We start from the raw sequence: 12,871 nt of genomic DNA, 5'->3' as shown, positions 1-12,871 counted from the left end.
GGCAGGCCCAGGTCGGCCGCGCCGATGGCGCTCGTGGCCGCCAGCAGGCCGGCCCGGGCCATGACGTTCTTCAGTTCGCGCACATTGCCCGGCCAGCCGTGCGCCAGCAGGGCCGCCTCGGCGTCGGCGCGCAAGGTCTTGCCGGGGCCGAGGAAGTGGCGTGCCAGGGGCAGGATGTCCAGCGGCCGTCCGGCCAGCGGCGGCAGCTTCAGTTCGATGACGTTCAGGCGGTAGTACAGGTCTTCGCGGAAGGTGCCGGCCCGGATCATCGCGGCCAGGTCGGCGTTGGTGGCGCTGACGACGCGCACCTGCACCTGGCGTTCCCGGTTCGAGCCGAGCCGTTCGAAGCGGCCTGTCTCCAGCACGCGCAGCAGCTTCATCTGGCCGGCCAGCGGCAGGTTGCCGATCTCGTCGAGGAACAGGGTGCCGCCGTCGGCCGCCTCGAACTTGCCTTCGCGCGCCTTCGACGCGCCCGTGTAGGCGCCGGCGTCGGCGCCGAACAGCTCGGCCTCGATCAGTTCGGCGGGCAGGGCGCCGCAATTGAGCACGACGAAGGGGCCGTCGCGCACGGCCGAATTGGCCTGGATGATCTCGGCAATGCGTTCCTTGCCGGTGCCGTTCGGCCCGCTGATCAGCACCGGCACGTCGGCGCGCGCCACCTGGCAGGCCAGGTGGATCACGCGCTCGGTGGCCGGGTCCTGCCAGATCATGCCGCGCAGCTCGTGCCGGTCCAGCTCGCGGCGCTGGCGCAGCTCGCCCTGCAGGCGCTGGCGCAACGCGCGGTTGGCCTGGCCCAGTTCCAGCAGGTTCTTGACGGTGGCCGTCAGGCGCTGGTCGTCCCATGGCTTGGCCAGGTAGTCGGCCGCGCCGGACTTGATCAGGTCGACCGCCGCGTCCAGGTGGGTCCACGCCGTCAGCAGGATCACGGGCAGGTCCGGGCAGCGCTTGCGGATGGCGCGGAACAGGGCCACGCCTTCCTCGCCCGAGGTGGTGTCGGCCGTGAAGTTCATGTCCTGGATCACCAGGTCGATGGCGGCGCCGGCGCGGTCCAGCATGGCCAGGCCTTCCTCGGGGGAGGCGGCCCGCAAGGTGCCGATATCGTGCAGCGAGAACAGCACTTCCAGCGCCATCCCGATGGCGGCATTGTCGTCAATGATCAGTACAGTAGGCATGGCCGTCAGCATACCTCAGTTAGCAAGGAAGAAACCATGGGCATGCTGCGGCCCTGCCGGACTGGGCTGCTACACGACGCCGCGGGTGGCGGTGGCCGGCGAGATGCTGGCGCCGCGCCACGCCGGGCCATACACGGCCGCCACGCCCAGCAACAGGAAAATGATGGCGCCACCCACCAGGTAGCCGGCCGGCAGGCGCGCCAGTTCCAGGTGCGACACCAGCAGGTGGTTCAGCGCCAGGGCGCCCAGCAGGCCGGCCGCCACGCCGCCGCTGGTGATCAATACGTTCTCGATCAGGAAGTAGCGCAGGATGTCGACCCGGCGCGCCCCCAGCGCGCGGCGCACGCCGATCTGCTTGCGCCGCTGCGTGACCCACAGGCTGGCCATGCCGACGATGCCGCTGGCGGTCACCAGCATCAGCAGCACGCTCACCGAGATCAGCATCCAGGCCAGCCCCCGGTCGGCACGGTAGCGGTCATGGCGGTGGCCTTCCAGGGTTCGCGGCTGCACGATGATCTGGTTGTTCGCATCCTTGCGCAGCACCGCTTCGGCTTCCTTCATCACCCGGTCGCGCTGGCCCGGTTCGGCGCGGACGGTGAACATCGCACTGGGCGAATTGATGCGCCGTATCGGCTGGATGATCGACATTTCGCCCCGCTCGGTCACTTCGCCGCGGGTCGACTGCAGCCGCTCGACGACGCCCACCACGCGCGCCATTTCCGCGTCCTTGCCGGTACCGAAGTACACCGTCTTGCCCACGTAGCTGCTGGCCTCGGGCCACACCTTGCTTGCCAGCGCCTGCGTGACGATGATGATATCGGTTTCGTAGGCGTCCTTCGTCATGTCCACGTTCACCACCTCGGTAGGCAGGAAGTCGCGGCCCTCGACCAGCTTCAGGCCCCACGTGCGCACCAGCGAATCGGGCGACACGTAGAAGGCCGCGCCGGTGCTCACCTTCAGCTGCTCGCGGTTGGCCGACATGCCCGTGTTGTTGCCCGAATTCGATATCGGCACCTGGTTGGTCTGCGCCACCGACTGCACGCCCGGCACCCCGCGCAGCAGCTGGCCCTGGCGCACCTGCGTGGCCAGCATTTCGTTGAAGCTGCTGTCCGTCTTCAGTTCGGCCACCTGCAGGTGGAAGATGTCTTCCTCCCGCTCGACTCCCGTGGGGCGCTCGGCCACGGCCTGGCGCACGTTGACGATGTGCAGGGCATTGGCCAGGATCGCCAGGCTCAGCGCCACCTGCACGGCCACCAGCAGCGGGCCGGTCTTGTTGCGCATCAGCGCGGCCAGGATGGGACGAAATTCCATGGCGTTCTCCTTATTGGGATTTCAGTTGCAGGGCGGGCGTTACCTGGCAGGCCCGCCACGTGGGCAGCAGTCCGGCCAGCATGGCTGCCGACACGGCCACCACGAACGTCACCAGCAGCATGGCCCAGTCCATCCGCGCCACCAGCGCCAGCTGCTTCGATTGCAGCGCGATCAGCTGCAGGGCGCCCACCGCCAGCAGCAGGCCGAGTACGCCGCCGGCCAGGCCGATGACGGCCGTCTCGGTGAGGAACTGGTGGAAGATTTCCTTGCGCGAGGCGCCCAGCGCGCGCCGTACCCCCACTTCGGGCGAGCGCACGGAGAACTTGGCAAGCAGCAGGCCGATGGTGTTGACAAGGCACAGCAGCAGGAAGCCGAAGGCCAGCCAGGCCGACAGCTTGTTGTCGTTGCCGACCACCTTCAGGTGCTCCAGCCATTCGGTCAGGTTGTACAGGTGGTTGGCCGCCTTGCGCGGCATGCGGCCCAGCTTGCGCTGCTCGGCGGCATAGCCGTCGATCCAGCCCTGCAGGGCCGGCCGGTCCGCCGCCGAACGCAGCTCGAACCAGAACTGTATCCACGTGCATTCGGAGCCGATGAAGGCCTGGTAGCCGGCGCCGAAATTGCTGGTGCAGTTGGTGCTGCCGTTATTGCTCCATTCATGCCGCACAGCGGATGCGATCGGCAGGAAGAATTCGTCGGCCTCGTCGAACGCGCCCATGCCGACGATGCGGTGGAAGCGGGGGATGGGGTTCCACGTGTCGATGACGCCCGTGATGAGGAAGTCGAAGCCGTTGTAGCGCACGCGCCGCCCCACCGGGTTGTCCGCTCCGTACAGTTTTTCGGACAGGGCACGCGTGAGCACGATGACGTCGGCACCGGCCTTGTCGTCGGCTTCGCTCCACGCCTGCCCATGCAGGAAGGGGATCTCGAACATGGCGAAGAAGTCGCGCGTGGGGCCGCCGCCCGTGACGACGAACGGCGCCAGGTCCTTGCGCTCGGCCTGGATCGAGCCGCCCAGCCCCATCATCGCCGTGCGGCGCTCGCCCTGGCCGCTGGCCAGCAGGTTGACGGCGTCGCGGTAGGTGACCTGGTCGTCGTTCGGCTTGTCGCCGGGCGAATAGCCTTCCAGCGGGCCGTTGTTAAACACCACCGAGATCAGCTTGTCGCTCTTGTGCGGCATCGGATCGCCCGACATGACGTGCAGGATCGTCAAGGTGGCGATGCTGGCGGCCACGCCGACGGCCAGGGTCAGCACCATCAGCGCCGTCAGGGCGGGATTGCGGCGCAGGTTGCGCACGCCCAGTTTGAAGTAATAGCCGAACATGGTGCCGGACATGGCGCTCTCCTTACGCCACCAGGGTGGGCGACTTCTTCACCAGGTCCGACACCTGGCCGTCGATGATGTGCACGTTGCGCTGCGAGCGTGCCGCCAGCTCGGGATCGTGCGTCACCATCAGGATCGTCGTGCCCTGGGCATTGATCTCCTCCAGCAGTTCCATCACGCCGCGCGCCATCTGCGTATCGAGGTTGCCGGTCGGCTCGTCCGCCAGCAGCAGCTTCGGGCTGCCGGCCAGCGCACGGGCGATCGCTACGCGCTGCTGCTGGCCGCCCGAGAGTTCGGCCGGGAAGTGCTTCATGCGCGAGGCCAGGCCGACCTTGGCCAGCGCGTCCTCGATGCGTTCGCGGCGTTCGGCGGCGTTGAAGCCCCGATAGCGCAGCGGCACGTCGACATTGTCGAACAGCGACAGGTCGGGAATCAGGTTGAAGCCCTGGAAGATGAAGCCCAGCTTCTCGTTGCGCAGGCGCGAGCGGGCGTTGTCGTTCATGCCCTTGACGTTGACGCCGTCGAGGATGTATTCGCCGGCCGTGAATTCCTCCAGCAGGCCGGCAATGTTCAGGAAGCTGGTCTTGCCGGACCCGGAAGGCCCCGTCACGGTGACGAATTCGCCCTGGCGGACGTGGATCTCGAAGCCGCGCAGCGCGTGGGTTTCGATCATGTGGGTGCGATAGACTTTGCTCAGGTTTTGCATGCGCAGCATGGCGGTCCTCTCAAGTGTTTGGGGCGGGCAGGTCAGCGGTTGAGCGAGACTCTGCGGGCGTTTTCGAACGTTTCGGTGCCGGCGACAACGACCTTGTCGCCCTGTTTCAGGCCATCTGCGATCTCGACGGCATTGACGCTGGTGGCGCCCAGCCGGATCGGCGTGCGCACGGCGATTCCGTCCTGCACGACATAGGCATGGCGGCCCCCTTCGGCTTCAACAAATGAGCCGCGCGGCAGCAGCAGCACGCCCGGCTTCTCGTCGATCAGCAGGCGTGCCTGCACGCGCTGGCTCTGGCGCAGGCCGTCCGGCTGGCGCCCGTCGAAGCGCACGCGCGCCAGCACCTGGTTCTTCACCACTTCCGGCGACAGCGCCGACAGCCTGCCGGTGGCCGTGGCGCCGTTGACGGTGATCTCGGCGCGCATGCCCAGCCCCAGGTCGTTGACATAGGTCTCCGGCACTTCCAGCTCCACTTCCAGCGCCGACAGGTCGACCAGGGTCATCAACGGCGTATTGGCCTGTACGACGCTGCGGTTGGCCACGTTCAGGGTGCCGATGAAGCCGTTCACGGGCGCGCGCACCACCAGCTCGTCGACCCTGCGCTGGGCATTGGCCAGCGCCAGCTTCTGGCGTTCCAGCTGCGCCTGTTTCGTCTTCAGCGCCAGTTCCACGTCGTCCCGCTCCAGGGTCGAGGCCTGGCCCGCGTGGCGGGCGCGGATCTCGGCGGCCTTCAGCGCATCGCGGGCTTTCTGGTAATCGATCTTCGCCACCACGCCCTCGTTGGCCACGCCGTCGTAGCGCTCCAGGGTACGCTGGGCCGACAACCGCTCGATTTCGGCCGTGTCGGCGTCGCGCTGGGCCAGCAGCTTCTGCTTGCGCGCCAGGATCTGCTGGCGTGCCACCTCGGCGGCCAGTTCCTGGTAGCTGGACTGCTCCTTTTTCAGCTCGTCCGTCAGGTCGGGCGACTCCAGCACGGCCAGCACGTCGCCCTGTTTCACCGTGTCGCCCGCGCGTGCCCGCAAGGTCACGGTGGACGAGGGCGCCGTCGAATACAGGGTCGGGCTGACGGCGGCGACGATGCGGCCGTTGACGGCGGCGTCACGCACCAGCGTGCCGCGCGTGACCTCGGCGATGCGCAGGCGCGCCGCGCTGACGGAGTGTTCGCTGTCGCGCCAGTTGCCCACCGCGGCCGCGAAGGCGGCGGCCACGGCCAGCACGCCGGCACCGAGCAGCAGCAGGCGTTTCACCTTGCGGCCGGCGGGCGGGGCGATGACGGTGTCCTGGCTGGAAGTATCGCGGATCATGATGATGTGGATTGAACAAGAATGACGACGGTATTGCAGGAACCGTGCCACGCGCTAAGTACCTGATTCCATGGGCTTCAAGTGCGCCGTGTCCGCTGTCCGCGCTGTCCGGGCCTGTCCGTACTTGCATAACGGCGCGCCGCCGGACGCGACGCCGGACTGGGTGCGCTGGCTGTGGCTGCTGCCGGTGGCGTGGTTGCTGGGCGTCGTGGCAACGGTATTCCTGCCGCTGGGCTGGGTGGCGGCCGTCGCGCTGACGCTGGCCCTGGTCGCCGTGCAGACTGCCTGGCATGAGCGGGCCCAGGAATGGGACCGCGCCCTGCTGCCCTTGCGCGCGATGCTGGCCGCCCACCATGCCCTGGGCGGCTTGCCGGACGGCGACGATGACGATGCCGCGCTGCTGGCGCCGTTCCGGGCCGGCGCGGCCGCCGCCGGCAAGCTGCGCCGCCGCTTCGCGCTGGCCCTGGGCGACCGGGTGCCGAGGCAGCGCGAATACCGCGACTGGCTGCTGCAGGCCAATGTGCGGCGCTACTTTGCCAGCCGCGCCGCGCTGGCCGCCCACATCGACACGCTGCGGGCCAGCTACCACCTGGTGGCCGCGCTGGAGGCGGACTGCGCACTGGCGTGCCACCTGCAGGGCACGGCGTCGTTCTGCTGGGCCGACCAGGCACCGGACCGGCCGCTGGCCTTGTCCGCCATGGCGCACCCGCTGCTGGCGCAGCTCGCGCCGCTGGACTTCACGCTGGCGGACGGCAGGGGCGCCTTTGTCTCGGGCCAGAACGGCGTGGGCAAGAGCACCTTGCTGCGTACGGCCGGCCTCAACGTCATCGCCGCGCGCGCATTCGGCTTCTGCTACGCCGCCACGGCGCAGGTGCCGCCCCTGGCCGTGCATGCCAGCATGCAGAGCGAGGATGCGATGGACAGCGGCGAAAGCCTGTACATGGCCGAACTGCGGCGCGCGCGCGAACTGCTGGTGCTGGCAGAGCAGGGGCCGGCCCTGTTCGTCATCGACGAAGTTTTCCGCGGCACCAACCACCTGGAATCCGTGTCGGCTGCCACGGCGGTGCTGCACGCACTGGCGCGGCAGCACGCGGTCGTCGTCTCGTCGCACAACCTGGAACTGGCCACGCTGCTGCGCGACCGACTCGCGCCGTTCTGCGTCGAGGCCGCCAAAGGCGCCTTGCGCGTGCGCCCCGGCGTGCTGCAGGACACCAACGGCATCCGCCTGCTGGCCGACAGCGGTTTCGACAGCACTGTCGAGCGCAACGCCGGCACCGTGCTGGCCTGGCTGGCCAGGCACGCCCGCGGCGAGGACGCCGGCCCGCCCCCGCGCCTGGCTGCCTGAACGCGGCACCGCTGGGCCGTTCAGCGCTTGCGTGCCGGCTTCTTCGCGATGATCTCGCGGCAGTCGCCCCGCACGGTGGCGTTGTCGTAGTCGGTCCAGCCGTAGCTGTCGACGTAGCGGGTGTGCCGTTTCCAGGCGCCGTTGACGAAGCTCCATTCCAGGCGCTCGTCCGGGTAGCGGATGTCGGCCACGTCGAGCAGGGTGTGGAACATGTTTTCCGTGGCCAGCCGGGCCTTGCGGTGGCGCTGGAGCTCCTTCACTTTGTTCGGATAGCGCTCTTTATACTGGTCCGAGTACCACATGAAGGCCGGCACGCGGAATTCGTGCTGGGTGTTGTGGCCGTGGAAGGCGATGGTGCAGCTGCCGTCGTACAGGGTCTGGCCGTGGTCGGCCACGTACAGCAGGGCGGCGGCGCGGTCGGCGGCCTTCAGCTGGCCGATCACCTGGGCCAGGAACCAGTCTGTATACAAGATGGAGTTGTCGTAGCTGTTGTTCAGCTCCGGCTTGATGGCCAGGTCCGTGTAGACGGGCTTGTCGACGCCGAACAGCGAGGGCTGCCAGCGGTCGAAGGCTTTCGGGTGGCGCTGGCTGTAGTTCCAGTGGCTGCCCAGGGTGTGCAGCACGATCAGCTTCTTCGGCGCCCGGTCGGCCAGGGCCAGGCGCAGCGGGTCGAACAGCACCTCGTCCAGGTTCGAGCGGTTCGTGAAGCCGCCCAGGTTGAGGAACTGCACCACGTTCGCTTCGCGGGCGAACACGGAGACGGGGGTGTCGAACTTGCCGAAGGAAATCTGGTTCGACAGCCACCACGTCTTGAAGCCCGCTTCCTGGTAGGCCGTCAGGAACGATTTTTCCTTGAAGCCGTCCTCCAGGCTTTCGCGGGCCGGTTTGCGCGAGATGATGACGGGCACCGACAGGCGCGTGGCCGACACGGCCGTGATGACGTCGTTCAGCGGTACCAGGTTCGCTTCCTGCGCCAGCAGCGGATTGGTGGGGCGCTCGTAGCCGAACAGGCTCCAGCGGTCGCGCCGCGCCGATTCGCCGATGACGAGGATGACGGTCTCCGGCGTCGTGTCGGGCTCGGCCTGGCGCGCGCCGAAGCGGAAGTTGCGGCTTGTTTCGTTCAGCGCGGCCAGGTAGCGCCGCTCGCGGTAGAAGTCTACCCCCCGCGCCACCAGGCCGAAGGGCCAGGAATCGATGAAGACGTCGAAGCGGGCCGGCGGCCGGGCCCAGTGGGGCAGGGGCGGCAGGGCCAGCCCGGTGCGGTGCGCGCCCTTGTCGACCGTGGCCGACGCCGATGCGGCAGCCGGCGCAGGTGCGGCCCCAGCGCCGCGCCCGGCGCCGAATTCCCAGCCATAGGCGGCCAGCGCGCCGAACACGGCCAGCAGGACAAGCGCCACCCAGCGCGATGGTCCGGTCCAGTCCAGCTGCGGGCTCTGGCGCGCGGCGCGGAAGGCCAGTACCCACCAGGCGGCCACCAGGGCCATGATCGCCACCATGCTCCACACCTTCTGGCCAAGGAACTCCATGGCTTCCATCGGACTCGTTTCGGCCAGGATGCCCAGGTGGTGGGTGGAAATGCCCTGGCCGTAAAAGACCAGCAGATAGATTTCCGTGGGCAGTGCCATGAAGGCGGGAATGAGCAGCCAGTGGAACCAGGCCGGGCGGCGGAACAGGGCCCACACGGCCGTCCAGGCCACCACCTCGATACCGATCAGGGGCCAGGCGTTGGCTACGTTCTTCCCCAGCAGCAGGGGAATATAGGGCACGCCGGACAGGGCCAGGTAGCTCAGCAGGACGAACAGGGGGGCGGGGCGCAGCAATGCTTGCAATGGTTGCATAAAGGGAACGGTAACAAATTGCCGGCTATTATCAAGGCTTTTCCGCCGCAGGGGCAGTACGACAGCGCCTGGCGCCGGCGAGGCCCGGTCCGGGAGGGGCTTTGCCTAATTAAATTGCAAATTGGTTGACTGGGCCATGCGCGAGGTTTATACTCGCGAGTTCTCATTTTAGTCTGCGCGTGGTATACGCACTCGATGGCCCTGTTGTTCGGGCATTGGACAGCCGCTCCTCCGAGGGTGGCTGTTGGCGCCTGTGACGCAGCATGCGAAGCAGGCCGATGATCATGAGACTGGTTTTAGCCCCGGGGCGGCGTGTTGCCGGGCCCGGGATGTCAACAGCAGTAATTTTGTTGGATTTAGAACGATGCCAACCATCAATCAATTGATTCGCAACCCACGTACCGCCCTGGTCGTGAAGAGCAAATCGCCGGCACTTGAAAACTGCCCGCAAAAGCGTGGCGTGTGCACCCGCGTGTACACCACCACTCCTAAGAAGCCTAACTCGGCACTGCGTAAAGTCGCCAAGGTTCGCCTGACCAACGGTTTCGAAGTCATTTCGTACATCGGCGGTGAAGGCCACAACCTGCAGGAACACAGCGTCGTGCTGCTGCGCGGCGGTCGTGTCAAAGACTTGCCAGGTGTGCGTTACCACATGGTTCGCGGCTCGCTGGATACCCAGGGCGTCAAGGACCGTAAGCAAGCTCGCTCGAAGTACGGTGCGAAGCGCGCTAAAGCCGCCAAGAAGTAATTCTTGCAATTTAATTGAGTTGAGGCGGTCGCGAGGCCGAGTAAGTGGAAGGTCATGATGACCTCCGCGAGTGTCACAGAGGCACTCAACTGAAGACAGGAAGGAAATAGAAATGCCACGTCGTCGTGAAGTACCCAAGCGCGAAATTCTGCCGGATCCAAAGTTCGGCAACACCGAAGTCGCCAAATTCGTCAATGTTCTGATGCTGTCGGGCAAGAAGTCCGTCGCTGAAAACATCATCTACGGTGCATTCGACCATATCCAGCAAAAGTCCGGCAAGGACCCACTGGAAGTGTTCGCTGCAGCGATCAACAACGCCAAGCCGATGGTGGAAGTCAAGTCCCGCCGCGTCGGTGGCGCCAACTACCAGGTGCCGGTTGAAGTGCGTCCAGTACGCCGCCTGGCCCTGTCGATGCGCTGGCTGCGTGAAGCCGCCAACAAGCGCAGCGAAAAATCCATGCCACAACGCCTCGGCGGTGAGCTGCTGGAAGCTGCGGAAGGCCGCGGCGGCGCGATGAAGCGTCGTGACGAGGTGCACCGCATGGCAGAAGCGAACAAGGCGTTCTCGCACTTCCGCTTCTAAAAATTCCGGCCGGAATCTCCGGCCTTATCTATTGTTCAAGCCGGGCACATTTTTGGTTGAGAAAATGCTGCTCGGTTTTGTCCATTAAAAGATTTAGGATTAATTATGGCCCGCAAGACCCCCATTGAGCGCTACCGTAATATCGGTATCTCCGCTCACATCGACGCTGGTAAGACCACCACCACGGAACGCGTGCTGTTCTACACGGGCGTGAACCACAAGATTGGTGAAGTGCACGACGGCGCCGCCACCATGGACTGGATGGAGCAGGAACAAGAGCGCGGCATCACGATCACGTCCGCCGCGACGACCTGCTTCTGGAAGGGCATGGCGAACAACTTCCCCGAGCACCACATCAACATCATCGACACCCCGGGCCACGTTGACTTCACCATCGAAGTGGAACGTTCGATGCGCGTGCTCGACGGCGCCTGCATGGTTTACTGCGCAGTCGGCGGCGTGCAGCCACAGTCGGAAACCGTGTGGCGTCAGGCCAACAAGTACAAAGTGCCACGTCTGGCCTTCGTGAACAAGATGGACCGTACCGGTGCCAACTTCTTCAAGGTCTACGAGCAGATGCGTGCCCGCCTGAAGGCCAACCCTGTCCTGATCCAGATCCCGATCGGCGCCGAAGAAAACTTCAAGGGCGTTATCGACCTGGTCAAGATGAAGGCCATCATCTGGGACGACGCGTCCCAGGGCATGAAGTTCGACTACGTCGATATCCCTGCAGAGCTGGCCGATTCGGCCGCCGAGTGGCGCGAGAAGATGGTTGAAGCCGCTGCCGAAGCGACCGAAGACCTGATGAACAAGTACCTGGAAGAAGGCGACCTGACGGAAGCCGAGATCAAGCAGGCACTGCGTACCCGTACCATCGCTTCGGAAATCGTGCCGATGATGTGCGGTACCGCGTTCAAGAACAAGGGCGTGCAAGCCATGCTGGACGCCGTCATCGAATACCTGCCATCGCCAGTGGACATCCCACCGGTCAACGGCACGGACGAGGACGAGCAGCCTGCATCGCGTAAAGCCGCCGACGACGAGAAATTCTCGGCGCTGGCCTTCAAGATCATGACCGACCCGTTCGTCGGCCAGCTGGCCTTCTTCCGCGTGTACTCGGGTTCCGTGAACTCCGGCGACACCGTGCTGAACTCGGTGAAGAACCGTAAAGAGCGTCTGGGCCGTATTCTGCAGATGCACGCCAACCAGCGTGAAGAGATCAAGGAAGTGCGCGCTGGCGACATCGCCGCTGCCGTGGGCCTGAAAGACGTGACGACCGGCGAAACGCTGTGCGACCCGTCGGCCATGATCATCCTGGAACGCATGGTCTTCCCTGAGCCCGTGATCCAGCAGGCCGTCGAGCCGAAGACCAAGTCCGACCAGGAAAAAATGGGCCTGGCGCTGAACCGCCTGGCACAGGAAGATCCGTCGTTCCGCGTCAAGACCGACGAAGAATCGGGCCAGACCATCATCGGTGGTATGGGCGAGCTGCACCTGGAAATTATCGTTGACCGCATGAAGCGCGAATTCGGCGTGGAAGCAACCGTCGGCAAGCCACAGGTTGCCTACCGCGAGACGATCCGCAAGGCCGTCACCGACGTCGAAGGCAAGTTCGTCAAGCAGTCCGGTGGTCGCGGCCAGTACGGCCACGCCGTGCTGACGATCGAACCGCAAGAACCGGGCAAGGGCTTCGAGTTCGTCGACGCCATCAAGGGCGGTGTGATTCCTCGCGAATACATCCCTGCGGTCGAAAAAGGTGTGCGCGAAACGCTGAACAGCGGTGTCCTGGCTGGTTACCCGGTCGTCGACGTCAAAGTCACCGTCACCTTCGGTTCGTACCACGATGTTGACTCGAACGAAAATGCATTCCGCATGGCCGGTTCGATGGCCTTCAAGGATGGCTGCCGTAAAGCATCCCCGGTCATCCTGGAGCCGATGATGGCCGTGGAAGTGGAAACGCCGGAAGACTACGCCGGTAACGTGATGGGCGACCTGTCGTCCCGTCGCGGCATGGTGCAGGGCATGGACGAAATTCCAGGCGGCGGCGGCAAGATCATCAAGGCCGAAGTACCACTGTCGGAAATGTTCGGTTACTCGACCTCGCTGCGCTCCGCAACGCAAGGCCGTGCAACGTACACGATGGAATTCAAGCACTACTCCGAAGCGCCTAAGCACGTGATCGACGCGATCGTCACCGCAAAAGCCAAGTAATCGATATGTAGCGGGACTCCGGTCCCTGACCGGCCGGGGGCGATCCCCCCGGCCGGACAACCTAAAATCAAAGTTCTAAGGAAGAATTAAAATGGCAAAAGAAAAGTTCGAGCGGACTAAACCCCACGTCAACGTCGGCACCATCGGTCACGTCGACCACGGCAAGACCACCCTGACCGCAGCTATCGCAACCGTCCTGTCGAAGAAATTCGGCGGCGAAGCGAAAGCCTACGACCAGATCGACGCTGCACCGGAAGAAAAAGCCCGCGGCATCACCATCAACACCGCCCACGTCGAGTACGAAACGGCTGCCCGTCACTACG

General features: G+C 65.4%; 11 protein-coding genes. 5 read left to right on the top strand and 6 right to left on the bottom strand.

What is annotated here, in order from left to right:
- The 5 genes from GM672_RS25255 to GM672_RS25235 form a co-directional block, all read right to left on the bottom strand.
- Window positions 1–1,172 (bottom strand): sigma-54-dependent transcriptional regulator (locus GM672_RS25255; RefSeq protein ID WP_155473286.1); only part of this gene is annotated, 1,172 nt, incomplete at its 3' end.
- Window positions 1,173–1,241: 69 nt separating this feature from the next.
- Window positions 1,242–2,483 carry an ABC transporter permease gene (locus GM672_RS25250; protein WP_155473285.1) on the bottom strand — a complete coding sequence of 414 codons (1,242 nt, stop codon included), beginning with the start codon at window positions 2,481–2,483 and terminating at the stop codon, window positions 1,242–1,244.
- Between the two features lie 10 nt (window positions 2,484–2,493).
- Complete coding sequence (locus tag GM672_RS25245; protein WP_308807469.1) at window positions 2,494–3,816, bottom strand: ABC transporter permease; 1,323 nt, start codon at window positions 3,814–3,816, stop codon at window positions 2,494–2,496.
- Between the two features lie 10 nt (window positions 3,817–3,826).
- On the bottom strand, window positions 3,827–4,519 hold the full coding sequence (locus GM672_RS25240; protein ID WP_155473284.1) for an ABC transporter ATP-binding protein: 693 nt from the start codon (window positions 4,517–4,519) through the stop codon (window positions 3,827–3,829).
- Between the two features lie 32 nt (window positions 4,520–4,551).
- Window positions 4,552–5,823, bottom strand: a complete 1,272-nt coding sequence (locus GM672_RS25235; protein ID WP_155473283.1) for an efflux RND transporter periplasmic adaptor subunit — start codon at window positions 5,821–5,823, stop codon at window positions 4,552–4,554.
- 88 nt (window positions 5,824–5,911) lie between these two features.
- Between GM672_RS25235 and GM672_RS25230 the strand changes: the two genes are divergently transcribed.
- Window positions 5,912–7,168 (top strand): MutS-related protein, encoded by a 1,257-nt coding sequence (locus GM672_RS25230; RefSeq protein ID WP_229427775.1) that lies wholly within the window; start codon window positions 5,912–5,914, stop codon window positions 7,166–7,168.
- Between the two features lie 20 nt (window positions 7,169–7,188).
- Here GM672_RS25230 and GM672_RS25225 read toward each other — a convergent pair whose 3' ends face one another.
- Window positions 7,189–9,006, bottom strand: coding sequence for a phosphoethanolamine transferase (locus tag GM672_RS25225; protein WP_155473281.1), 1,818 nt, complete (start codon window positions 9,004–9,006; stop codon window positions 7,189–7,191).
- A 364-nt stretch (window positions 9,007–9,370) separates the two neighbouring features.
- On the opposite strand from GM672_RS25225, the gene rpsL reads away from it, so the two are divergent.
- The 4 genes from rpsL to GM672_RS25205 all read left to right on the top strand — a co-directional run.
- Entirely contained in the window at window positions 9,371–9,754 is a 384-nt protein-coding gene (rpsL, locus tag GM672_RS25220) for a 30S ribosomal protein S12 (RefSeq protein WP_130186567.1), read from the top strand.
- A 112-nt stretch (window positions 9,755–9,866) separates the two neighbouring features.
- A complete protein-coding gene (gene rpsG / locus GM672_RS25215; RefSeq protein ID WP_155473280.1) occupies window positions 9,867–10,337 on the top strand; it encodes a 30S ribosomal protein S7 in 471 nt (156 codons plus the stop codon).
- Between the two features lie 105 nt (window positions 10,338–10,442).
- On the top strand, window positions 10,443–12,548 hold the full coding sequence (gene fusA / locus GM672_RS25210) for an elongation factor G (RefSeq protein WP_155473279.1): 2,106 nt from the start codon (window positions 10,443–10,445) through the stop codon (window positions 12,546–12,548).
- Window positions 12,549–12,639: 91 nt separating this feature from the next.
- On the top strand, window positions 12,640–12,871 hold a 232-nt coding region (locus GM672_RS25205), incomplete at its 3' end, for a GTP-binding protein (protein WP_229417651.1).

The organism is Pseudoduganella buxea (assembly GCF_009720835.1).
Classification (GTDB): domain Bacteria; phylum Pseudomonadota; class Gammaproteobacteria; order Burkholderiales; family Burkholderiaceae_D; genus Rugamonas; species Rugamonas buxea.
The sequence above is the reverse complement of the archived record's forward strand: the minus strand, read 5'-3'. Positions and strand labels throughout refer to the sequence as shown.

What these genes read in the sequence shown, in the direction of transcription:
- GM672_RS25235 (WP_155473283.1), bottom strand. Translation starts at nt 5,823, where the DNA reads ATGATCCGCGATACTTCCAGCCAGGACACCGTCATCGCCCCGCCCGCC.
- GM672_RS25240 (WP_155473284.1), bottom strand. Translation starts at nt 4,519, where the DNA reads ATGCTGCGCATGCAAAACCTGAGCAAAGTCTATCGCACCCACATGATC.
- GM672_RS25225 (WP_155473281.1), bottom strand. Translation starts at nt 9,006, where the DNA reads ATGCAACCATTGCAAGCATTGCTGCGCCCCGCCCCCCTGTTCGTCCTG.
- GM672_RS25250 (WP_155473285.1), bottom strand. Translation starts at nt 2,483, where the DNA reads ATGGAATTTCGTCCCATCCTGGCCGCGCTGATGCGCAACAAGACCGGC.
- GM672_RS25245 (WP_308807469.1), bottom strand. Translation starts at nt 3,816, where the DNA reads ATGTCCGGCACCATGTTCGGCTATTACTTCAAACTGGGCGTGCGCAAC.
- rpsG (WP_155473280.1), top strand. Translation starts at nt 9,867, where the DNA reads ATGCCACGTCGTCGTGAAGTACCCAAGCGCGAAATTCTGCCGGATCCA.
- rpsL (WP_130186567.1), top strand. Translation starts at nt 9,371, where the DNA reads ATGCCAACCATCAATCAATTGATTCGCAACCCACGTACCGCCCTGGTC.
- fusA (WP_155473279.1), top strand. Translation starts at nt 10,443, where the DNA reads ATGGCCCGCAAGACCCCCATTGAGCGCTACCGTAATATCGGTATCTCC.